20 protein-coding genes are annotated in these 20,260 nt (G+C 68.0%); 15 read left to right on the top strand and 5 right to left on the bottom strand.

Going from position 1 to position 20,260, the window contains the following annotated elements; all coding sequences use genetic code 11:
- Nucleotides 1-11: 11 nt before the first annotated feature.
- From LLH23_01410 to LLH23_01395, 4 genes are read left to right on the top strand one after another with little or no spacing between them, the layout of a single operon-like run.
- Nucleotides 12-590 (top strand): hypothetical protein, encoded by a 579-nt coding sequence (locus tag LLH23_01410; protein MCE5237135.1) that lies wholly within the window; start codon nucleotides 12-14, stop codon nucleotides 588-590.
- The gene (locus LLH23_01405; protein ID MCE5237134.1) at nucleotides 560-1,759 is read left to right on the top strand and encodes a radical SAM protein; all 1,200 of its coding nucleotides are present in this window, start codon (nucleotides 560-562) and stop codon (nucleotides 1,757-1,759) included. The genes LLH23_01410 and LLH23_01405 overlap by 31 nt, the downstream gene beginning before the upstream one ends.
- Nucleotides 1,756-3,024 (top strand): radical SAM protein, encoded by a 1,269-nt coding sequence (locus LLH23_01400; protein MCE5237133.1) that lies wholly within the window; start codon nucleotides 1,756-1,758, stop codon nucleotides 3,022-3,024. Before LLH23_01405 ends, LLH23_01400 begins: the two co-directional genes overlap by 4 nt.
- 18 nt (nucleotides 3,025-3,042) lie before the next feature.
- Nucleotides 3,043-3,843, top strand: coding sequence for a helix-turn-helix domain-containing protein (locus tag LLH23_01395; protein ID MCE5237132.1), 801 nt, complete (start codon nucleotides 3,043-3,045; stop codon nucleotides 3,841-3,843).
- 29 nt (nucleotides 3,844-3,872) lie between these two features.
- On the opposite strand, the gene LLH23_01390 is transcribed toward LLH23_01395, so the two are convergent.
- Nucleotides 3,873-5,207: a hypothetical protein gene (locus LLH23_01390; protein ID MCE5237131.1), complete on the bottom strand. Its 1,335-nt coding sequence runs from the start codon at nucleotides 5,205-5,207 to the stop codon at nucleotides 3,873-3,875.
- Nucleotides 5,208-5,746: 539 nt separating this feature from the next.
- Between LLH23_01390 and LLH23_01385 the strand changes: the two genes are divergently transcribed.
- The 11 genes from LLH23_01385 (at nucleotide 5,747) to LLH23_01335 (ending at nucleotide 17,201) form a co-directional block, all read left to right on the top strand.
- Nucleotides 5,747-6,835, top strand: coding sequence for a ThiF family adenylyltransferase (locus tag LLH23_01385; GenBank protein ID MCE5237130.1), 1,089 nt, complete (start codon nucleotides 5,747-5,749; stop codon nucleotides 6,833-6,835).
- Nucleotides 6,828-7,304, top strand: coding sequence for a hypothetical protein (locus tag LLH23_01380; protein ID MCE5237129.1), 477 nt, complete (start codon nucleotides 6,828-6,830; stop codon nucleotides 7,302-7,304). Before LLH23_01385 ends, LLH23_01380 begins: the two co-directional genes overlap by 8 nt.
- Nucleotides 7,305-7,320: 16 nt before the next feature.
- Nucleotides 7,321-7,929, top strand: a complete 609-nt coding sequence (locus LLH23_01375) for a hypothetical protein (GenBank protein ID MCE5237128.1) — start codon at nucleotides 7,321-7,323, stop codon at nucleotides 7,927-7,929.
- Nucleotides 7,913-8,185, top strand: coding sequence for a hypothetical protein (locus LLH23_01370; GenBank protein MCE5237127.1), 273 nt, complete (start codon nucleotides 7,913-7,915; stop codon nucleotides 8,183-8,185). The genes LLH23_01375 and LLH23_01370 overlap by 17 nt, the downstream gene beginning before the upstream one ends.
- Nucleotides 8,186-8,253: 68 nt before the next feature.
- Complete coding sequence (locus LLH23_01365) at nucleotides 8,254-9,204, top strand: hypothetical protein (GenBank protein ID MCE5237126.1); 951 nt, start codon at nucleotides 8,254-8,256, stop codon at nucleotides 9,202-9,204.
- On the top strand, nucleotides 9,192-9,758 hold the full coding sequence (locus LLH23_01360; protein ID MCE5237125.1) for a hypothetical protein: 567 nt from the start codon (nucleotides 9,192-9,194) through the stop codon (nucleotides 9,756-9,758). Before LLH23_01365 ends, LLH23_01360 begins: the two co-directional genes overlap by 13 nt.
- Nucleotides 9,755-11,458 carry an ATP-binding protein gene (locus tag LLH23_01355; GenBank protein MCE5237124.1) on the top strand — a complete coding sequence of 568 codons (1,704 nt, stop codon included), beginning with the start codon at nucleotides 9,755-9,757 and terminating at the stop codon, nucleotides 11,456-11,458. Before LLH23_01360 ends, LLH23_01355 begins: the two co-directional genes overlap by 4 nt.
- Nucleotides 11,459-11,476: 18 nt before the next feature.
- Nucleotides 11,477-13,120, top strand: a complete 1,644-nt coding sequence (locus LLH23_01350) for a proteasome accessory factor PafA2 family protein (GenBank protein MCE5237123.1) — start codon at nucleotides 11,477-11,479, stop codon at nucleotides 13,118-13,120.
- Nucleotides 13,117-14,745: a hypothetical protein gene (locus tag LLH23_01345; GenBank protein ID MCE5237122.1), complete on the top strand. Its 1,629-nt coding sequence runs from the start codon at nucleotides 13,117-13,119 to the stop codon at nucleotides 14,743-14,745. Before LLH23_01350 ends, LLH23_01345 begins: the two co-directional genes overlap by 4 nt.
- Nucleotides 14,746-14,795: 50 nt before the next feature.
- Nucleotides 14,796-15,947: a hypothetical protein gene (locus tag LLH23_01340; protein ID MCE5237121.1), complete on the top strand. Its 1,152-nt coding sequence runs from the start codon at nucleotides 14,796-14,798 to the stop codon at nucleotides 15,945-15,947.
- Between the two features lie 207 nt (nucleotides 15,948-16,154).
- Nucleotides 16,155-17,201: a THUMP domain-containing protein gene (locus LLH23_01335; GenBank protein MCE5237120.1), complete on the top strand. Its 1,047-nt coding sequence runs from the start codon at nucleotides 16,155-16,157 to the stop codon at nucleotides 17,199-17,201.
- Nucleotides 17,202-17,226: 25 nt separating this feature from the next.
- On the opposite strand, the gene LLH23_01330 is transcribed toward LLH23_01335, so the two are convergent.
- The 4 genes from LLH23_01330 to rsmD all read right to left on the bottom strand — a co-directional run bounded on the left by LLH23_01330 (nucleotide 17,227) and on the right by rsmD (nucleotide 20,258).
- On the bottom strand, nucleotides 17,227-18,438 hold the full coding sequence (locus LLH23_01330; GenBank protein ID MCE5237119.1) for an acetate kinase: 1,212 nt from the start codon (nucleotides 18,436-18,438) through the stop codon (nucleotides 17,227-17,229).
- A gap of 205 nt (nucleotides 18,439-18,643) precedes the next feature.
- Complete coding sequence (locus LLH23_01325; protein ID MCE5237118.1) at nucleotides 18,644-19,138, bottom strand: hypothetical protein; 495 nt, start codon at nucleotides 19,136-19,138, stop codon at nucleotides 18,644-18,646.
- Between the two features lie 50 nt (nucleotides 19,139-19,188).
- Nucleotides 19,189-19,680, bottom strand: a complete 492-nt coding sequence (gene coaD / locus LLH23_01320; protein MCE5237117.1) for a pantetheine-phosphate adenylyltransferase — start codon at nucleotides 19,678-19,680, stop codon at nucleotides 19,189-19,191.
- A 32-nt stretch (nucleotides 19,681-19,712) separates the two neighbouring features.
- Nucleotides 19,713-20,258, bottom strand: a complete 546-nt coding sequence (rsmD, locus tag LLH23_01315) for a 16S rRNA (guanine(966)-N(2))-methyltransferase RsmD (GenBank protein MCE5237116.1) — start codon at nucleotides 20,256-20,258, stop codon at nucleotides 19,713-19,715.
- Nucleotides 20,259-20,260: the final 2 nt, after the last annotated feature.

Raw genomic sequence — 20,260 nt, 5'->3', positions numbered from 1 at the left:
GGATGACAACCATGGCCGAGTTGGACATGCGGCATCTGACCGAGCTGTCCCTGCCCGTCTTCGACGGCTTCGCGCGGGTCGAACCGAGGGCGTGGGATCGGCAGGCCGTGCTGCTGGAGTTGCTGGGGGAACTGGGGTCGTTAGGGCACATCGCGCAGAGACTCGAAGGCTTCCGGCGCGGTGAAGCTCTGCCCGCCAAGCTGGCCGACGAGTGCTGTGATGTCGCCTTCATCGCCATCCGTCTGGCCCGCGATGATGGTGTGGCTCTGCCCGAGCGCATCGCGATCCCCGACGTACGTCCCGACCGCCCCTCTGCGGTCATCCTGAGCATGTGTCGCGACCTGGCAGCCCTGAGCGAGTCCCCGGGCGCGAAGGAACACCTCATTGGCATCATTGGCGGTGCGGCTGCAGTGGCCACGAGCGCGGGCGCGGATTTCGCGACCGCCTACGAGCACGAGATGGCCATCGCCGCCGGCTTCTTCGCCGCCTGCGGCGATGACTGGCCCCACCCCCAGCCCATGCGCCGGCCCCTGGCAACGCTGCGTCTGTGGAGGCTGCTATGGCGACGCCACAGCTTGCCCCCCAGGTGAAGCCCCACCTGGTTCGTGCTGAGAGCACGTGCCTGATCCACCACGACCGCGTGTCCGGGCGCTGGGAGTACCTGCCGAGCGACGACCTGCTCACCTGGGCCAACCGCGACGATGTGCAGCCCATTGACTACCGTACCGTCTACGCGCCCGGCAGCCGTCACTGGGGGGCGCCGCTGTCGCTCTTCCTGGACCTCACAGCCGCGTGTCAGTGCTCGTGCTGGTATTGCTACAACCGGTCCGGTCGGGCCCTGGAGAACGAGCTGACGACATGGGAGATCGAGGGTCTCATTCGCGCCCACGCCGAGCACGGCGGGGTGGAGGTGCGACTGTCCGGGGGCGAGCCCACGCTGCATCCTGACCTGCTGCGCTTCATCGCGACCAGCGCCGGGCTGGGGATGACCACCGTCCTGGTCAGCAACGGGATGATCGCCGGGGCGTTGCGGGGGGAGCTGGCACATGCCCCCATATCGGCCGTCTATCTCTCGCTGCAGGGCGACCGCGAGACCCACGATGCCATCCGCGGCGCGGGCAGCTATGACCAGTGTGTCCACAGCGCACGCACACTGTGTGCCGCCGGGCAGCGCGTGCGCCTCTCGATGACCTTCCACCGCCGCAACCAGCACTGCGTGGATCACGTCGTAGCGCTGGCGGCCCAGATGGGTGCTGCCGCGGCCTTCAGTCCCCTGCGACCGGTCGGCGGAGCCGCGCCTGGCGATATGCTTGACGCGCAGGAGCACCGTGCCCTCGTGGAGCGGGTCGTCGCCCTGCGCCGGCAGTACCCGCAGATGCGCCTCGACACGCCCTGGGACTACCTGGCCGCGCCGCCCGGGCCTCCTGTCCAGGGCGCCCACAAGCGTCTGGGCTGCGGCCAAGGCGGCATCTCGGTCACTGTTGGCGGGGACTGCTTCACCTGCGGGCAGCTATCCGGCCGTCCGGAGTCCCGCGTCGGCAATGTCCGCGAGGACGACCTGCTGACCATCTGGCGGCGGTCGCGTGATGCCTGTCCGTTGGTCAATGCACGGCTCGCGGACAAGTGCCGTCGCTGCGCCTATCTGTATGGCTCGCCGTGCTTCGGCGGGTGCGCCGTGTCGGCGCTGGTCGTGAACGGAGCGATGGACGCGGGCGATCCGTACTGCTTCGTGGACCTGCTGGCGGAGGCACGGCCATGATCCTCCATACCATTCCCGAGGAGGGTCTACCTGCGGTCCCCATCGCGCGACGCATTCGCGAGGAGCGCGTCGGCGGACAGGCCCTCGATCCGCACACCGGCGTCGTCACGGAGTTGGGCGAGGAGGAACTCCAGTCCCTGCGACGTGCCGCCGCGAACGATGACACGTTGCTCTACTTCGCCACGCGCTCGTGGGCCGAGGAGTTGCCTGAGGGCTGCCTGAGCAGCCCCAACCGCATCTATCTGGAAGTGACAGGGCGCTGCAATCTGTCATGTGTGATGTGCTATCGCGACACGATTGCGCCGGAGCCGGAACTCGGGACCGGTGAGCTGCGCGCCCTGATCCACCGTCTGGCGGCCATCGGTGTCCGCGAGATCCGCTTCACCGGCGGGGAGCCGACCGCGCGGCCGGATCTGCCCGAACTCATTGACGAGGCCCTCGCGTGCCGCCTGTACGTGTCTCTGGGCACGAACGGCGTATGGCGCGAGGGGCTCGCCGAGGAATTGCTCGCCCGCTCGATCGGGCGGTACCTCGTGTCGCTGGATGGGCCCGAGGACATCAATGACGCTCTGCGTGGGCCCGGGGCGTTCGCACGGACGATGGCGACGGTGGACTGGCTGCTGGCCTCCGGACGCAGCCTGCGCGTGAACACCGTCATCACGCGGTCCCTGCTACCGGTCCTGTCTGACTTCATGCGCTGGCTGGAGGCTCGCGGTGTGCGGCATCTGTCGCTGATCGCTCCCCGCCCGACAGGGCGCGGCGCTTCCGGGCAGTTCGCCGCGGACCGCCCCGGCGCGACCGAAATGGCCGCCGTGTCGCATCTGCTGGGCCAGCGGCAAGGACAGGCCGACCTGCAGGTCGAATTCCAGTATGGCGCGGACGTCGGAGCCGTGGCCGGGCAGGCCAGCGATCCCGTAATCCACAAGGTGCGCTGGTGCCCGGCGGGCCGCGAGGCGGCGTTCATCTCCCCGGCCGGCTGGATGCACGCGTGTGGCTGCTCGCCGGGCGGGTCGCCTGACCCGGCGGCGCGCGCCCCGTTCGCCGCGGGCAATGTCCGACACATGTCGGCCTGCCAGATCCATGGCCTATGGCTGCAGGCGGAGGTCTGGCGCGTGTTCCGGGACCTACGCTTGAGCAAGAACCCGGCCTGCACCCGATGCACGCGGTACGGCTACGGCTGCTTTGGGTCATGTCCCGTGCATGCCTATCTGGCCAGGGGGGACTTCGCCGGCCCTGACCCGCTGTGCCCGCTGCAAGGCTGCTGAATGCTGGAGGTGACGCTGATGAACTCGGACCAGTTCACCCAACTGCGCAAGCGCACCAGGCTGTCGCAGGCGGAGATCGCCGTGGATTTGGGCCTGTCGGCGCGCACCATCGCCAACTGGGAGGCGGCCGACCCGCCGCGCCAGTTCTCGCTGCTGGAGACGAACGGCCTGCGCCACTTCTTCCTCCCCCGCGTGCTCGAGGACGTGCTGGGTAGGCTGTGCGAGGAGGCCTTCGACGCCATTCCCAGCGAGTTGGCGGCCATCTGGCTGGTGGAGGATGCGGAATGCCTGCTGCTACCGGCCGCTGCCCGCTTCCAGGACCTGGAGACACGGCGCCGTCGGCAACTCACGACCGCCACGTGCACAGCTCCACTGGTGGACACCTCGCTCACCACCGAGCCGCTGCGGTCGGGCAAGCTCATCAACCTGGGGGGCTACCACATCACCCAGCACAAGGCCAAGCGCTATCGCCGCACCCGTGAGGCGCCGTTCTTCCGTAGCGGACGGTGCGAGAGCCTGCTGCACGTGCCGGCCTTCATCCCGTCCTCGCGGGGTCCGCGACCGGTGTTAATGCTCAGTCTAGAGAACAAGCTGGGGCCGGACGGGAAGGTGTTGTGCCTACCGCCCGGAGACGGTGAGTGGCTGAACGAGGAACCCTACACGGCCCCCTTCGACCCGGGCGATCAGCGGCACGAGAACGTCACCATCTACACCCGGCAGGATGAGGAAGTAGCGGAGGCGCTAGCCAACCGCTTCTGCGAGGACCTCCAGCCGGACCTCGAGCTGCTTGACATGCTCGGGGCGGACGAGACGTCCTGAGCCAGCCCTGCGGCATCAACCACGCTCCCCTAACCGAGTGGATCGGTGCCTGTCGGCGGGCAGGTGACCTCGTCGCGGGGCGTGTTGGGACGCCGCTTGCGGGGAGTTGTCGGAGCACCGGCCGGCGTCTGCGCCACTGGCGACAGCCCCGGAGGCGGGTTGGTCAGCCCAGGCATGTCTACGTGCTCCCAGGCCGGCAGCCAGTGCTGTGAGATCGTGTTGATGTAGTACTGGTGGCCGGACCAGCGGGCCAGCTCCCCCGGCACACCAAAGCGGTTGGCCTCGCGGTTGAACTGGCAGCGGATGGTGCGGGCGTCTTTGGCGGGGTAGTGCAGGCTCGGCTTGATCTCCCCGCTCTCGAACTCCTTCTCGCTCCGTGGTCCCCGATACCAGGCCTGCAGCAGCATGTTGAACCGGTTCGTCCCCTTCTCCACCAGGTCTATGCCATCCACTACGAAGTGTGTGATGAGGTTCGGGTCGGTCGTGGCGTTCGCGGGGCAGTCGCCCTTGACCAGGGCGATGACCACATGCTCGGCGCGCGGCGTCTGCAACTCCGTGGCGACGGCAACGGGGCGGATCATCAGATCCTCTTCGCGTACGACATCGCCACTGGATCCTTCGTAGTAAGCGGGGGGCGGTCCTTCGCAGGTGATCAGCGGATAGAGGGTGGCATCCAGGTCAAACTGCGCCAGGTAGGCTTTCTCCTGCTTCTCGACTTCGTACGTGACCTCCACCAGCACCTCAAAGCCGATGTTGGCCGGGTCCTTGCCGCTCTCGGCAGCCACTTGCTGCAGCCGCGGTTGCAGTAGGCTCTCTACTGCATCGAGGTAGTGCATGTCGCTGCAGCTCTTGGCTGCCGCCCATGTGCCGATGCGACTGAGGCCGGAGACGGTGATGACGTGGTGGCCGTTGGAACGGACGCGCCGTGCCACTAACCCGTACTCGCGCATCATTGGCCCCTGGCGGGCCCGCCAGTAGCACTTCCCGTCGGTGACGTTGATGAAGGCGTAGCGCCCCAGATGGAAAAAGTGGCGGACCTGGTGGGCGTCGGCCAGCACGCGCTTGGCATGGCGGCTGGCGAAGAGGTCGGGGCGAGCGATGATGACGACATCCCCCGGGAAACGCGCCTCGGCGTCGTCCATCACCAGCACTGCCATCTCACGTAGGGGTAGAACCTGGATGATCTCCCGCACGGCGAAGGCGTCGCGCAGGCGGACGTCCCCGTAAGTGCCTACCAGACAGACGCCCCCGCTGCGGGCGTAGAAGTTGCGCCACAGTCCACCCCAGTAGTCCCCGTACAGCTCCTGATAGCAGTGCGTGATGCGTTCGCGGAGTTCCCTCTGTGCGAAGATGTCCGTCGCCATCGTACACCTCCCACGGATTGGCGCCGGGGAGCTTCCCGGCACACGAAGACGCCGCCTGCCCGGTCCTCGACCCTTGCTGCCTCTCCTGTGCACGTTGCAGCATTCAGATGATTGCTGACTGTAGCGCGTCTTGCCGCACAATTGGTCCACGACGCGGGCGGTACAGCCTACCTGTCCGGAATGGAGACAGTGCCCAACAAGGGTGTTGACACGGGACCCGCCTACATGATATACAAGTTCACACTACAGGTCAAGACTTCTAGACGACTGTTCTAGCCTAATGTGCAACCACCATTCTGCGGAAGGAGGGAAGACATGGAGCGTTTCCGCGAACACGAAGGCCCCTCTAGGGGGGACGACGGCGACAACCGGGAGCAACGCTTCGTATCCATGCCCCGGCTCCAGCCGTTGGCGATCGTAGACCAGTTCCGCAACACGGCCCACGAGCGCCACGATCTGGCCCAATCCAACCACGAAGGCGAGTAGTAACGACCCCCAACGACATACGAAGCTGTTCCGACACACAGGAGGAGTTTCGGATGCACAAGGCGATCAGCGCCGGCCTCGGACTACCAGGCACGACCATCGTGCTGGCCCTTTTGCGCCAGGGGTGGAAGCTGATCGCCGCCGACCCCAAGCCTGTCACGGCACGCACCACGGAGCGGGTCTACGGCCCGGCCGATGTGGGCAAGCCAAAGGTGCTGGCGCTGCAGCAGCAGGCCGCGGCCCTCGGTCGCCCAGATCAGTTGTCGGCGCGCTGCGGCCGGATCGAGGACGTCGTCGGCGGACAGGAGTGGCGCGAAGCGGAGCTGATCGTGCTCGCCACGGACCGCCCCGCGACCACGCGCCGCGTGACCGGGATCTGCCTGCGTCTGGCCACACCGAACCACCCCCTGCCTCTCCTCACCTGTCATGTCAGCGAGGGGGCCGCCCAAGTGCGCTCCTTCCTCTTCCCCCTGGCCGCTGGGCCCTGTCCTCTGTGCGGCAGCGGGGAGGCTTTCATCTCATCCATCCTCAACGAAGACGGCTTTTCCTGCGAGCAGGCCGTGGCCGAGGGCGGCGACGCCTTCACGATGCCCTACGGGGCGGCCGAGGGCCAAGCCGCGGCGGCCCTGACGCTCAGCGCCATCGGGGCCCCGGCGGGCGTGGACACGACCCTGGCCCTCGGCCCGGCCTGTGAGGCCTTTGCCAGCCGCCTCACCCGCGACCCGCACTGTCTCCTCGACTGCGCCCGGGTGACCCCCTGGCCCGAGGCGACGGTGACGTTGGGTGCGGCCGAGCCGATCCTGCCCGTGCTGTCGGCCGTGGCGCGGGACGTGGGGATCACCGAGGGTACGGCCCGCCTGGAGTTCCTCAGACCCCTGGCGCTGGGCAGCGAGTGCGCCTGCGGCAGGCGCCCCAATCCGCGCGTCTTCCGCAACCCGTGCCCGCACTGCCAGTCACCCGTGGTGGCCCTGGAAGGCTGGACGAGCGAGTTGGCCCTGGACCAGCTACGGCCAGACGCCAGCGCTGCCTCACTAGGACTACCCGCGCGCGATCTGCTGCTGCTGCGCGGCCGGGGGCGTACACCCAGTCAACCACAGACAGCCGTGACCATTGCAGTCGAGGGGCTGGTGCAGGATGACTGACCGCACCGAACGCGAGATAGCCGAGACGGTGGACTTCATCAACGATCCGCGCACGCGCGCCGAGATCATCGAGCGAGGGCCGATGCACCTGCTGGTTGCCTTCGACTGCCTGGGCGCGGTGGAACGGCCCGAAGGCAGCATTGAGATCGTGCCCCGCCATGTCGTCCGGTTCGTGGGGGCCGAGAAGCTGCATGGTCTCATGGCCGTCTATGAGCCGCAGGACGGTGAGCGGCCCTTCCACCCCAACATCCGACCCGACCCGCCGCGCATCATCTGCGCGAACCTCGAGCAACAGCTTGAGCGCGGGCCGGTCATCCCGCTGTGGTCCGTGGTCTCCCTGGTGTTCGATATTATCGCCGGGGCGTCGTGGGCCATGTCCGAGGGGATCTACAACGCCCACGCCGCCCGCTGGTACACGGCGGCCCAGGCCCGGGGCGAGTTGCCCTTCGATGCGCACGCCCTGCGGTGATCTGAAGGAGACCTAGATGTCGCAGCTTCAGGCACAAGCCACAACCCGAGGTGAGTTCACACGGCACACGCTGCCCCAAGAGCGCCGGTGGTCCAAGCGTACGCACACGGGACACGCGGTGGATGGCCCGCTCAGCTGGCGCGAGGACAAGTGCGCGGCGCGGTGGCTCGCCGGCGGGAAGGGGCCGGAACTCAGCGCCGTGGAGCGCGAGGCCATCGGCGCGGCGTGGCGCGACAGGCTGGCCGAACCGCTGCGGCGGCTGTGCGGCGGCAGCGTGAAGGCCCAGGTCATTGTGCACGAGGACTGTCTGGAGTGCTGGATCCCGCTGACCCCGCCCGAGATAGGAGGCACGGTGCGGCATCTCTGGGTCACGGCCGCCAACACGCAGACACACCTTATCGCCGTCAATCAGGCCTGCACCAAGGCGAGCATCTTCATTCCGCTGTTGCAGCCCACCGACGAGGACGTGGAGCTGGTGGACGCAGCTCTGCGGTACATCGCGGTGGAACTGCGCCCCATTCTCGAGGTGCTGCGCAACCACCCCGGGCTGGCTGCCAACTGGGGTCGCTGGTGGCGAGCACCTCAGCAACAGGAAGGAGGGAACCATCGTGAGCAACACGGTTGAGTGCCGAGACCTGACGGGTCAACGCCGAGCCAGCGTAGAGCTGGGTGCGGCCGCGACCATCGCCGATGTCGCGGCGGAGGCGGTGTGGCGGCTGCAACTGCCGTCGCGCAGTCAGCGCAATATGCCCCTGGACTACCAGTTGCGGGCCGAGTCGGGCGAGCTCCTGCGCCCGAGCGAGAGCCTGCAGGATGAGCGCGTGCGCGACCTGCTGACCGCCGGTCAGGTCACGGTGATCCCGCGCCTGACCGCCGCGTAGGCGCCGGCCCCAAGCGGACGGGGAGGTTCGACTCCTCCCCGTCCATCGGCCGACGAGGAGATGATCCCATGGCAGGCAACGGCCTTCATGTGACGATCCACAACCAGACGAATCCCGATGTCGCCACGACCTTCCTGATGGCGCCGGAGGTCCTGTGGCGACGCCTGGAGCTGGCCGCGCAGGGGGTGGCCCTCGAGGAACTGGGCAGCAGCCTCGCCGGTGGCACACCCCTGCAACTGCGCGTCGCCTGCCAGGGACAGACTACGGCGTCAGGGCGCCTCCGTCTCGTCACCTGCCGGATCGAGGTGCGAGCGAGCGATGGCACCGTGGCGACCGCACGCGACCTCCCCATGTCGGCCGTTCTGCTGATGGAGACCAAGGCCCTGGTCGAGGCTCTCTCCAGCCATCACAACATCTTCTTGCCCGGCGACCGTGCCACCGCTGCCCTGTATGTGGACCAGCAGGCCGTGCCCGAGGTGCCGGTGTTCGACTACGTGCTGCCGGACTGCGACTACTCGGTCAAGGCCAGGGAGGCCATGCTCACGGCGCAGGCCGGCGCGGTCATCAGCCAACTGGTGGCGATGACCGACGAGGCCGAGCAGCGCGCGTTCTCGGTCGGGGTCCTGGGGCCGGGCGGCGTGCCGGTCGTGACCGATGTCATCGTTCCGCCTGGCGCGGCTGAGGGCGCCGGGGCCGCGACCGTCCAGTTCAGCCCCGAGGACTGGGCCTATGCCCAAGACAGCGTGGCGGCCATGGGCCCGCCCTTCCGTATCCTGGGGCCCTGCCACACACACCCCTACGGCCTGATCGCCCCCTCCCCGATGGACTGGGACCTGTGTCTGTGGTCGGCGGGCGCCGAGGGCCTGTTCATCATCGCCGCCAGTGTCGGCCAACAGCCGACGGCTGCCGGCTTCCGCTGGATCAATGGCTCCCTGCAGCAGGTGAACCTACACATCGAGGCCGGCCCGGAGACAGAGCCCGTCACAGACGACCAGGAGGTCGAATCATGCCTCGGTTGATGCGCCTGGAGGACAACGAGGCCGTCGAGTCCATCGGCCTGCCCTGCCACGCCGCGGTCGTGCTAAGTGGCGACGAGCCGGCCGGATTGCTCCGGCGCCTGCAGCCAGGCGAGTCGGTGGATGTCCCGGTGCTGGTGGGGCACGACGGGGGCCATGTACTGCTAACCCCACCGGGCCTCGCACGTGTGCGCGGTCTGCCCCTGCTGGCGGGCACTTGCCGCGTCGTCAACGGCGACACGATCGAGTGTGGCGCGCAGGTCTGGCGCTACGTGACCCAGGACTTCCTCGACCCCGAGCGGACTGAGCCGCTCTGGGCGCCGGACGACGTCGCGAGCGGGCCCGTGCTGTGCGCGGCCTGTATGGACGACGGGCAACCACTGCACGCCGGTGACGAGGTGGTCTACTGCCCGGCCTGCTCCTGGGCCTTCCATCCGCAATGTCTGCAAGGTGAGGAGCCGACCGCATGTCCTGTCTGCTCCTGCGCCATCTGCCGCACCGACCGGCAACGCGAGAGCTTCATGCTCAAGGGGCAAGAAGGGTGGAGCGAATCATGACACGACGGACCCTCATAGCCGATATCGCCAGCATCATCAACCAGCACCTGGCGGCGGCCTCGCAGCGGGATTTCCCCCTGGACCCGGTGGGCATTGGCGACCATCTCCGGGGCTCGCTGCTGGCGGCCGAAGTCCCGCCAGACGCGGTAGACCGCATCTGCGAGGCCTTTGACAGCTACACCCAACAGGTAGCCGACGCCCGAGCTGAGTACGAGGCCGTGCGCGAGCAACTCGATCGTGTGAAGGCCTCGTCGGCCCGCCGTATCGGGCGCGTCACCCGGATCATGCAGGAGATCATCCACGGCGAGCCGCTGGTGGCCATCTGGATTGACGATGCCGACTTCATCATCCTGCCGCAGGATGCCCGCGCGCCGTCGTTGGGCGAGACCGTGCAGTTCGCACTGGGCGCTGAGGGCGATGCCGCCTACTTCGGCTCGTACGGCTACGACCATGTGGGGCTGGTCTCAGCGCGACTGAAGGCCGTCCAGCCTGCGGGCGAGGGGCGGATCCATGTCGAGTTGGAGCTGCGCGACGGCGTGCTGGCCGAAGACAGCGTGGTGGCCATCGCCTCGGCGGAGTTGGAGCCGCACCTGGCGGAGCTGACGCCCGGGGACCGGGTGCGCGTGACGGACGGCAAGATCCGCATCGCGTATCCTGCGCCCCAGGCCGACGAGGCTGCCGAGACGCGGCGCAACCCGCTCTACAACGTGTTCACGCCGCTCCCGGCGGAGGAGGACAACTTCATCTACTCGCCCTCAGTGCTGCAGCGCATCGGCCAGATCATCAAGGTGATGCGCGACCCCGAGCGAGCCGCCAGCTACGGGATAGGCCTGCCGCAGACCATCCTGTTCGCCGGCCCGAGCGGCACGGGCAAGACGACCATCGCGGAACGCCATCTGGCGCGTGAGGTGGCGGCCCTGGGTTACCAGACCATCCGCATAGACACGTCCAACATCACCTCTGAGTGGTTCGGCCGCAGTGAGAAGCTGATGCGCGAGGCGCTGGCCGCCGGCGGCGACCAGAACACGCTGATCGTGATGAACGAGGTGGACGCGATCATGCGCAAGCGCGGGGCCCACATGGACTCCACCAGCGCCGATGTCACCTCGCGCATTTTCGCGGTGATCGCCGACATGCTGGGCCGTCCGCGCGAGCCCGGCGAGCCGATCCGCATCCTGGCCTTCACCAGCAACTACCAGTCGCGGCTGGATGCCGCATTGCTGAGCCGCATCTCCGAGACGGTGGCGGTGGGGTTGCCGGAGCGCGAGACGGCCGTGCGCATCCTGACTGCGTACCTGTCGCGGGTGCAGCTTGACGACGAGCCGGAGACGACGGCTCAGATGGCCTTGTGCGGCCTGGACTTCCCGCTCATCCGCCTGGTGTTCGATAGCAGCGACCATGGGCGGGTCTACCAGGCCTCCGAGGCGGTCAGCGGACGCACGCTGGAACAGAGCGTACAGGCAGCGGCACGGGCTGCGTACTACGACGACACCTGCCTGAGCGCCTTCAGCCTCGCCGGCGAACTGAAGCGCCAGCTCTACGCGAATGTGGCGTTCCTGGCACCCGAGGACCTGGTCGTGGCGCTGGGGCTGTCGGGCGAGGAAGCCCAGCGCGTGACCGGTCTGCACGTGGACCGCGAGGCACTGCTGGACACGACCTCTGCCCGCGAGGTCCGGATGCGCTTCCGTAATGCGAGCTAGACCCGGGGAGTGTGCAACATGAGCAACGAGACCTGTGTCCTGCCGATCCTCGGCAACGAATGGGAGCATCTGGCTGTCACCAAGACGACACAGCGCTGGCCAGACCCGCAGGCCCAGGGGGCGCGTCACGTACTACAGGCCCTCAACGAGCGTGTATTCGGTGATGAGCCGGTACGGACCAGCTACGGGCTGAGCACGCCGGGGGGCTACTGGGGAGCGTCGGCTGACCTGCTGCCCCTGCCCGACGGCGGCGCCGTCTACATTGACCTGGACCAGCCCGAGGTCACCTCGTGCGAGACGCTGGACCCGCACGAGGCCTATCTGCATCTGTGCGCCACCGAGTACATGCTGGCCCAGGCCGCCGCCGAATGTCCCCAGGAGGCCCTGGTCTGGCTCATGAACCGTTCGCGCAAGTCACGCGGCACGGGCTATGTCTACCGAGCCGGACATATCAATGTGCAGGTGGGGCGCGACGACTGGCGGCTGCTTGTGGGCGAGTGCTTCTCCACGGTCCTCCGCGCCTATGTGCCGTTCGTGACCGCGGCGGCAGTACTGCTGGGCAGCGGAGCGGTGGGGGACGACTACGACGAGACCGCCTTCCTGTGCGGACAGCGGCTGGAGAGCATGGAGACGCTCTTCCCGTCGCACGAGACGACCTTCCAGCGCACGATCAGCCTGAACCTGCGCGGCAACCGCGAAACACTGAACGACGACGCCAGCCGCACACGCAACCACTGCATCGGCCCGCACGACACGACTGTCAGCCCAACGCAGGAACTGCGCATCGCGCTGGTGCAGGCCGCCACCTACGCCCTGCTGCGCCCCGCTCCCGTGCGGCCGTATCCGGATCTGTCGCTGCGCCAGCCGCTGCTGGCGGCAGCCGTGATGAACCGCGATCCGTGGCTGCCCGTGCCACTCAACGACGGCCGTTCCGCCAACGCGCTGGACCTCGCCGAGCAGGGGCTGGCGACCATCGCGGCGGTCCTGGAGGACGATGAACACGCGGCGGAGGCTCTGCCGCATTGGCGGCGCTACGACCGCTGGCTCCGGCAGGTCATAGACGCGCTGCGGCGCCGCGACCTCTTCGCCAGCGGCGTCGAGTGGGCTGCGAAGAGGATGACGTTCGAGGCCGCCGACAACCGCACCGCCCGCGAGCTGGACGTGCTGTGGCACCAGATCGAGCCGGCGCTCTTTGAGCCGGAGGGTCAGCACATCGCCCGCGTCCTGGGACACGCCCCGCCGTTCGCGCCCCTCCAGCTCGCCGAGGCGTTCACCACGCCGCCGACGGTCACTCGGGCGTACCTGCGGGGCCATATTGCTCAGCGCTGCATCACTGAGGGCGAGCGGCTGCAGATGTGCGACTGGGATGGTCTGAACCTGCCGCGTCGCAGCGCCCGCCTGTCGCTGCCGACGCCTGAGGATTGCTCACTAGCGCGGATCGGGGGCCTGGAGGGGCTGAGCCTGGACGAGATCCTCGACGGCCCGGCCGCCCCCTACCGCACCGAGTTGAGCTACACCCACCGCTACCGGACGCAGCACCACGTCCGCAGCGGGGGCAAGGTGGTGTCAGCGCCGGCACCGTCCAGCCCGTCCGGGGGCGGCGCCGGGCACGGCATGTACCCCATGCTGATGGGACCGTATGAAGAAGGGAGCCTGTCATGAGCACCGAGACGCTGGCGCGAGTGGCCATGGGCAATGACTGCGAGCACTACCTCACGACCGGTGGCAACAGCCACCTGCTCGCCGAACAGCGCGCGGAGATCATTCGCCGCTGTGCCATGCCCCACACCGACACCATGCCCACCGACGAGATCCGTTGGCGCTTCCCGCGTTACTGCATGTTGCGTGGCGGGGGCGCCTTCTACTACGACGTGTCCCGCGAGAGCGACCTGCTGGAGACGCAGACCCCCGAGTGCGGTTCCCCCTTCCAGCTAGCCGCCGCGCAGGACCAGAACCGGCGCATCCTCCGCGAGCGCCTGGGCGAGCGCATCAAGCTGGGGGCCTGCGGCTATGTGCGCGGCGGACGCCGCCGCCTGACCTTCGCCGGCTCGCACCTGAATGTCAGCCTCAACGATCCGAGCCTGCCGGGCTTGCGCACCGCCCTGCGTCGCGACGACGTGCGCCAGGTGATGCTGTACTTCCTGGGCACCTGCCAGGTCTGGGGCGGCATCGGTGTGCACTTCGGCCCGGAGTGGGAGGTCCGCAGCCGCGCCATCGTCACCGATATCAGCAATGACTGCATCTCCTTCAAGGGCCTCCTGCAGCCGGGACGCGAGGTACCGGCCTTTGAGGTGAAGGAGATCGAAACGCTGCACTACACCCACTATGAGGCGGGATGGGCACGGTCGGCCTACCAGCGGGCCCTGTCGGCGGCCACGGTGGCCATGGACGCCCACTTGGGCTGCCACCACACGGCCGAGGTGCTGCGGCTCCTCAAGGAGCGCGGCCTGGAGATCGCGCCACCCGATCCGTGGTTCACCATTCGCCTGGCCCTCAGCCAGCGCTTCGGCGAGACCATTCACCAGCCCGTGGCTATCGGCGGCAGGGAGTGGACGCACCTGGACTTGCTAGACCTGCGACTGGCGCTGTACGACCGGCTACTGACAGAGGGGGAGAAGACACAGGTGGCATGGGTCGCCTGGGCCCTGGAGCAGCTGACGGCCTTGCGCGGCGCGCTGGAGCGCTATCCCGGGGAAGTGTCCGGCCCGCTGCTGGGCCTGGACGCTGTCATCAAGCACGAGTTCGTCTTCCGCCCGGTGTGCCAGGAGCATGGCTACGAGCCGTCCACGGTGGCGCAGACCGCCAGCGCGGCGCCAACCTCGGACGGCGATGCCGCCCGTCTGCCCTTCGTGACCGAGGCCATGGAACTGCAGCGGGAGATGTTCGGGCTGAACCTGCTGTACCACGACTTCGCGATGGCCGACGGCCTGTACGAGCGCCTGATGGAGGCGTACCCGCATGTGGCCGCCTGGCAGCGCGCTCCCTTCGGAGACACCGCCGACCCGAGCTACGTGCCGCCCACTCGCTCGGCCAAGCGGCAGCGCCTCATGGAAGCCTATGCGGCGATCTCCGAGCGCAGCGCCGGCCGGCTGGCCCCCTGCTTCGCCGGCTTCGACCGCATCGGCATCAAGCTCCGCACCGACGAGGGCCAGTTGATACACATGCACCACCTGGGCAACGTGCTCAATGACACCGTCACACGCGATGACTGGCTGCTCATGCAGCGCTATGCCGACCTGGTCGGCGTGTCGGCTGAGCAGGTGCTGACCGAGCGGGAGCCCACGTAGCCGAAGGGCGGGGGTGAGCGCAGGCTCGGCAGCATGTGGAGATGGGTGACATGTTCAACGCACACAACATCGAGTGGCTCGACGCCATGGGCAGCGTCTCGGTTGAGATGGACGAGGAGTCCGCGCGACTGCGCTTGCGCGGTGTGCCCTGCCGGGACATACACCACCGGGGCTTCGACATTGCGCGCGAGGGTGAGGATGTCGTCTCCCTCGATCTGCTCGGCAAAGCCATCGGCCACTACGCCACTCCCGACGAGGCCCTCGTCGAGAGCGTGTTGGCGCTGGGTGGGCCAGACATGACGGCACCCCCGCCCCGGCTGAAGGGCATCCGTCCGGGCGCAGCGCGCTGTTGCCGCGACTGGGGCCTGCACGTCGCCTGCTTCCCTACGACGCCCTGTGTGGAGCGAGAGGAAGTCGTGCAAGCTCTGGCGGATGCCGTGGCGGCGGACCACCTGGTCGCCGTCCAGGGCTTCCCCGGTACGGGCTGCCACGCGGTCGCGATCGAGTTGGCTCGCCGGATGCTGGCGGGGGAGACGGTGTTGCCGGAGCTGCGCCACGGGCGGGTCATGGAACTCGACTGGCTGAAACTGAGCGCTTCGCAGACACAGAGCGGTGCCCTGGGGACCGAGGAACGCCTGGCGCAAGTCGTGCAGGACCTCACGTGCAGTGGCCATGTGCCGGTGATCCCGCGCGGGCATGTCCAGGAGTTGGCGCGTGTCCTGCCGGCGGGCCTACGCGGCGTGGCCTTCTGCACCACGCCCATGGAGGCAGCCCTGCTGGCCACGGTCAGCGACGTTGTGCACATCGTCCTGCCAGAGCTATCGCCACACCAGGTGTACGCCATGCTCGCGCAGGCGGCCGAGGCGCTGGAGGTCGAGTTGGGTGTGACCATTCCCGAGGCGACCGTCGACTACATCTTCGACCACGCCACGGGGGTGCGGACGGAAAGGCCCAGCCCGACGGTGTATCAGGTAGCGCCCGGGGCGCTGGTAACGGTGCTCCGGCTGGCGTGCCGTCGGGGCCTGGCGATGGCCGGCGTGCGCGCCAGGGAGGAGGGTCCGCCGGCTATTACCGCGGCGACCGTGGAGATGAGCCTACTGCAGTTCGGAGCCAGTCAGGACCTGCTCCTGCACTCACTGATGGACTCGATTGACTCGAGCGCGCCGAACGGGGGGGAGGCGACGGAGGGGGGGAACGGGTAGACATCGGCGGAACGGCAGCCTACCCCCGCCGCCGCGCGGCGCCCCCTCCCTTCAGGGAGGGGGCAGGGGGTAGGCCGCCGTTGTCGCCTCTCGCCCGGAGGTCCTCCCCTTTCCCCCGCTGAAACCTCCCCTTGCCAAGCAGCCTGGAAGCCCGCACTACGGTGCTTCCCCTGCCGCTGGCACTGAGCCGTCGCCATTCCCCTTCCTATGACCGAGTACTATCTGAGCCATGTGGGTGGGCTGGAGAGTGTCGTCCGTGACGAGGTCGCGGAGCGACTGCCCGAGGCGCGCGTCACCGGTGCGGAGTACGGCCGCCTGCACCTGGTCTTCCCGGGCGAGCCCGTGCGCCTGCTGGAGCTGCGCACGGTCGAGAACGTCTTCGTGACGGTGCTGGCGATCCCCGAAGTCTCGCCGCGGGTGCAGTGGCTGGACGATGTAGAAGGGCTGCTGGCACGTACGGACTTCGGGCCGGCCGCGGCGCTGCTTGGCCGCCTGAGACCCCTGCCCCCCTCCCCGACCTTCCGTGTCACGGCCGAGCGAGTGGGGCGGCACGAGTTCCACTCACCGGACGTAGCGGGTGCCGCAGGCGCGGGAGTTGTCGCGAGCACGGGCTGGGGCGTGGACCTCAAGGGCTTCGACATCGAGGTGCGGGTGGATGTGCGGCAGGACCAGGCGCTGGTAGGGGTGCGGCTCTCGCAGCGCGCCCTGCACAAGCGCTCGCGAGTGGTGCATCCCCGTGTCACTCTCAACCCCACGGTAGCCGCCGCCATGGCACGGCTGTCGCTGCCCGAGGCCGGGGAACTCGTGGTGGACCCGACGGTCGGTGGGGGCACGGTGCTGACCGAGCGGTACCTGCACGACCCGCGGGTGCGACTGATCGGCGGAGATCGCTTCGCGGAGAAGCTGGCGATGGCGCGGGAGAACTTCACGGCGCTGGGGGTGCCGGCGGAACTGGTGCAGTGGGATGCGTCGCGGCTGCCGCTGGCCGATGAGACGGTGGACAAGTTCCTGCTCAACCCACCGTGGGGACGGCTGGTCGCGAGCCACACCGCCAATGAGAGGCTCTACCCGTGGATGCTGGGGCACCTGCGCAGGTGCCTGCGCCCTGGCGGACGTGTCGTGATCCTGACCAGCGAGCGATCGCTGGTACGCAAGTTCCGCGAGAGCTGTCCAGACATGCGGCTGGTGGTCCACCAGCGGCTCAGCCTGGGCGGGCTGGAGCCGTCGCTGCACGTGCTGGTGAAGGAAGCGTAGGCGCGGACGTCCGGCCCCACGCGGCCTACGCGATCAGCGCCATGGTGTCCCGGGCGATCATCAGCTCTTCGTCGGTGGGGATCACGAAGATGCGGGACGAGGCGTCGCTGCGGCCGATCTCCCAGCCGGGCACATCCTTGCGCTTGGGGGCGGCGTTCATCTCCGCCTCTATGGTCAGCCCCAGGAAATCGAGCCCCTCGACACACTCGGCGCGCAGTTCGGGGTCGTTCTCGCCAATCCCGGCCGTGTAGACAAGGGCGTCGAGGCCGCCGAGAGCGGCGGCATAGGCGCCGATGTACTTGCGCACGCGGTAGCAGAATATTTCGTAGGCGGCGCCGGCCCGCTCGTTGGTGAAGCGGCTGGCCTGGATGTCGCGCATGTCGCTCCCCAGACCGGACACGCCCAGCAGGCCGCTTTTCTTGTTCATGTACTCGTCCATCTCAGGGGGGGTGAGGCCCAGCTTGTCGGCGAGGTAGACCACGATGGCAGGATCCATGTCGCCACAGCGGGTACCCATGAGCAGCCCCTCCAGTGGTGTCAGGCCCATGCTGGTGTCCTGCACCTTGCCGGCGCGGACGGCGGCCATGCTGCAGCCATTGCCCAGGTGGCAGGTGATGACGCGCTGGTCCGCCAACGGCACCCCGCGCTCCTCCAGCATCTGTGACGCCACCATGCTGACATACCGGTGGGAGGTGCCGTGGAAGCCGTAGCGCCGGATCTGGTGCTCCTCGTACATCTCGTAGGGCAGACCGTACAGGTAGGCCTTGCGGGGCATGGTCTGGTGGAACGCCGTATCGAAGACCGCCACCTGAGGGGTGCCCGGCAGCAGCTTCATGCAGGCGAGGATGCCGCTGAGGTTCGCGGGATTGTGTAGCGGCCCGAGAACGATCATCTCCCTGATGACGCCCAGCACTGCGTCATCGACGATCACCGACTCGGTGACTTTGGAGCCGCCGTGCAGGACGCGATGGCCGCAAGCTCTGATCTCGGACAGATCCTTGATGAACCCACACACCGGGTCGCAGAGGGCCTCAATGACGAAGCCCAGCGCCGTGCCGTGGTCGGGCATCGGCGCGGCCTTCTCCACCACATGACCGTTGCAGCTATGCGTGAGCCGGGCGTCCACGCCGCCGTCGATCGCGACGCGTTCGCACAGCCCGCTCGCCAGGCTGGTCTCGTCCTGGCGGAAGAGCTGGTACTTGAGGGAGGAACTGCCACAGTTGATGACGAGGATCATGCGAGTACCCAGAGAGTGTGAGATGGTTGCATATGGAACAGACGGCGCTGTCACCGCCGGTCACTGCGCGACAGTGCGGCAATCCCCCGACCAGACACAGACAGACCTGCCCGCCCGCGCGGGGACGTGCGGCTCATGCGGTCTATGACCGCTCGCGCCTGTGTGACTGGTTGTCTGGCTTGTGTGCTCCGACGCGCCGCACGGCCTACTGCGGCCGCGGCCCCGGTGGACGGGCGGGCGCCGGCGGGGCGCTGACCATCGCCTTCTTGGTCTTGTCTACGGTAGCGGCAATGCGGCTGATATAGCTCTCCAGTCGCTCGACGATGCCGCGAGCCCACTGTTCGGCTTCGGCCCGGACGGCGTCCCCCTCGACCTGGGCCTGCTTGATGATCTCCTTAGCGCGGTTCTGCGCTTCGAGCACCAGGCTGTCGTTGGAGACCAGCAGTTGCGCCTGCTCGCGCGCCGAGTCGATGATCTTCTGGCGCTCGCGGTGGGCTTCCTCGATGATCTGGTCCCGCTCGGCGGTGATCTGTGCGGCAGTGGTTACTTCCTGCGGTAGCGACCGTTTGAGCTGGGTGAGCAGGTCGTAGAACTCCTCGGCATCCAGCACGGTCTTGCCGAAGAGCATGAAGCGATACCAGCGGTGCTCGCCCTCTTCGCCCATGGCCTCCAACTCGCCGATGAGCTGGTCAATATCCATAGTGTACCCTCCGCTGGATGGGTCGTGGACAGAACGCAACGGCGGCGAGTCTAGGCCCCAAGCTTCTCGCGCAGGCGCTGGCCCACCACCGCGGGCACATGCGCCGAGATATCCCCGCCCATGCCACACACCCACTTGATGAGGCTCGAGCTGACGTACGTATAGGCCGGGCTCGCGAGCAGGAACATCGTCTCGATCTCGGGCCGTAGGCTGTGGTTCATGGCCGCCATCGGGCCCTCATGCGACAGGTCAATGGGCTGCCGTAGGCCTTTGATGATGACCGTGGCTCCGGAGGCGTGCGCGGCTTCGACCAGCAGTCCTGCGAAGGGCTGCACGATGACGTTGGGCAGGTGCGCACACACCTCGCGGCACAGCGCCACTCGCTCGTCCGTACTGAACAGGTGATCCTTCTGGGCATCGGTCGCTACGGCCACGATGACGGTGCCGAACAGCTTCGCGGCCCGTTCGATGATGTCCAGGTGGCCGTAAGTGATGGGATCAAAGCTGCCGGGACAGTAGGCGACGACGTCAGTGGTGGGCATCAGGGACTGGGTACCAGGGATTGGCGACGGCTTCAGGGCGGGCAATCCGCCGCCTCATAGTACAGCAGCTTGGTGCGGCCGTAACACTTCTCTTTGGTCGGGGCGAGCGCTGGTTCCATGCCCCGTTCGCACTCCACGACCGCCAGGCAGTCGTGCCGGGCGTCCCGGGCTAGACGCAAGACCAAGCGCAGCAGCGGTTCGGCGCTCTCGCGGTAGGGCGGATCCATGAAGACGACGTCCAACGGACCGCGCTCCCAGGCCGGCTCGATCTGCGTCAGGACGTCACCCCGTATGACCTCGGCGCGGTCGGACAAGCCGGTCGCCGCCAGGTTCGCACGTACGGCGTGCAGGCAGCGCGGGTCGCGTTCGACGAAGACACACCACGCCGCCCCACGACTGAGCGCTTCCAGGCCGACGCTGCCGCTGCCAGCATACAGGTCGCCAAAGCGGCAGTCAATAGTCCGGTCGGCCAGGCTGGCGAACAGCGCCTCCCGTACCCGGTCCGCGGTGGGGCGGATGGTGACGCCCTTCGGGGCGGTCAGGGCGCGAGATCCGGCACTGCCGGCGATGATGCGCATGG

It is taken from the genome of bacterium (assembly GCA_021372615.1).
GTDB lineage: Bacteria > Armatimonadota > Zipacnadia > Zipacnadales > UBA11051 > JAJFUB01.
The sequence above is the reverse complement of the archived record's forward strand: the minus strand, read 5'-3'. Positions and strand labels throughout refer to the sequence as shown.

Coding starts and splice junctions, on each gene's coding strand:
- LLH23_01365 (MCE5237126.1), top strand. CDS start 8,254: ATGGCAGGCAACGGCCTTCATGTGACGATCCACAACCAGACGAATCCC.
- LLH23_01375 (MCE5237128.1), top strand. CDS start 7,321: ATGTCGCAGCTTCAGGCACAAGCCACAACCCGAGGTGAGTTCACACGG.
- LLH23_01405 (MCE5237134.1), top strand. CDS start 560: ATGGCGACGCCACAGCTTGCCCCCCAGGTGAAGCCCCACCTGGTTCGT.
- LLH23_01400 (MCE5237133.1), top strand. CDS start 1,756: ATGATCCTCCATACCATTCCCGAGGAGGGTCTACCTGCGGTCCCCATC.
- LLH23_01330 (MCE5237119.1), bottom strand. CDS start 18,438: ATGATCCTCGTCATCAACTGTGGCAGTTCCTCCCTCAAGTACCAGCTC.
- rsmD (MCE5237116.1), bottom strand. CDS start 20,258: ATGCGCATCATCGCCGGCAGTGCCGGATCTCGCGCCCTGACCGCCCCG.
- LLH23_01395 (MCE5237132.1), top strand. CDS start 3,043: ATGAACTCGGACCAGTTCACCCAACTGCGCAAGCGCACCAGGCTGTCG.
- LLH23_01350 (MCE5237123.1), top strand. CDS start 11,477: ATGAGCAACGAGACCTGTGTCCTGCCGATCCTCGGCAACGAATGGGAG.
- LLH23_01360 (MCE5237125.1), top strand. CDS start 9,192: ATGCCTCGGTTGATGCGCCTGGAGGACAACGAGGCCGTCGAGTCCATC.
- LLH23_01325 (MCE5237118.1), bottom strand. CDS start 19,138: ATGGATATTGACCAGCTCATCGGCGAGTTGGAGGCCATGGGCGAAGAG.
- LLH23_01345 (MCE5237122.1), top strand. CDS start 13,117: ATGAGCACCGAGACGCTGGCGCGAGTGGCCATGGGCAATGACTGCGAG.
- LLH23_01390 (MCE5237131.1), bottom strand. CDS start 5,207: ATGGCGACGGACATCTTCGCACAGAGGGAACTCCGCGAACGCATCACG.
- coaD (MCE5237117.1), bottom strand. CDS start 19,680: ATGCCCACCACTGACGTCGTCGCCTACTGTCCCGGCAGCTTTGATCCC.
- LLH23_01355 (MCE5237124.1), top strand. CDS start 9,755: ATGACACGACGGACCCTCATAGCCGATATCGCCAGCATCATCAACCAG.
- LLH23_01410 (MCE5237135.1), top strand. CDS start 12: ATGGCCGAGTTGGACATGCGGCATCTGACCGAGCTGTCCCTGCCCGTC.
- LLH23_01380 (MCE5237129.1), top strand. CDS start 6,828: ATGACTGACCGCACCGAACGCGAGATAGCCGAGACGGTGGACTTCATC.
- LLH23_01385 (MCE5237130.1), top strand. CDS start 5,747: ATGCACAAGGCGATCAGCGCCGGCCTCGGACTACCAGGCACGACCATC.
- LLH23_01340 (MCE5237121.1), top strand. CDS start 14,796: ATGTTCAACGCACACAACATCGAGTGGCTCGACGCCATGGGCAGCGTC.
- LLH23_01335 (MCE5237120.1), top strand. CDS start 16,155: ATGACCGAGTACTATCTGAGCCATGTGGGTGGGCTGGAGAGTGTCGTC.